At 60.3% G+C, this 774-nt stretch carries 1 protein-coding gene; it reads right to left on the bottom strand.

Annotated elements, in window-relative coordinates; genetic code table 11:
• Nucleotides 1-381 precede the first annotated feature (381 nt).
• Nucleotides 382-774: tyrosine-type recombinase/integrase (locus JIN78_RS16840; protein ID WP_200393161.1), on the bottom strand; the 393-nt coding region annotated here is incomplete at its 5' end.

A 774-nucleotide genomic window follows, 5' to 3' on the forward strand; every position in this document is an offset into this window, starting at 1 on the left:
TGATCTGAGCCGTGAGATCGACGATCTGAACTCTGAGATCGATGATCTGAGCCGTGAGATCGATGATCTGAAGACTGAAATCACCGATTTCGGCGCTCCGTTCAGCAATCAAAGTCGTCCAATCGTGCGCCTCAGTGTCGGCTTCATTCGGCGGTAGGGATGTCTCGCCGAGACATCCGCCGACATCGCTGACGCTTCCTGCGGAAGACCGTCCCTGTGGCACCCTGCCGCCGGACCATCCATTCTCTCAAGTCGCGACAAAGGAGCGCCGACGCCTCGTCGGCCCCAGGGACTTCATCCCTCACTTCCAGAATCCAGAATCCAGAATTCAAACTGAAAAACTGAAAAACTGAAAAACTGAAAAACTGAAAAACTGAAAAACTACCTCCCCGCATCCAGCGGACTGCGCACCCCCCGGCTATTGCCTACCTGGGCCGCATGGGCGTAGAGCTCTGTCGTCGTCACCTGGGCGTGGCCGAGCAGCTCCTGTAGGGTCCGGATGTCCGTCCCCGCAGCCAGCAAGTGGGTGGCGAAGCTATGCCGCAGAGCATGGGAGGTCACTCGCTTGGGAATCCGCGCCTTCCTCGCCGCCCGCCCAATCGCGCGCTGATAGACCTCGGGATGGAGATGATGCCGCCGCATCGCCTTCGAGACCGGATCCTCCGAAAGCTCCCGTGCGGGAAAGACCCACATCCACTCCCAGGACTTCGCCGCGCGGGAAAATTTCCGTCCCAAGGCCCCGCCCATCTCCACCCCGGGACGACCCTCCGCCCG

Origin of the sequence: Roseibacillus ishigakijimensis, from assembly GCF_016595415.1 — a bacterium.
Taxonomy (GTDB): domain Bacteria; phylum Verrucomicrobiota; class Verrucomicrobiia; order Verrucomicrobiales; family Akkermansiaceae; genus Roseibacillus; species Roseibacillus ishigakijimensis.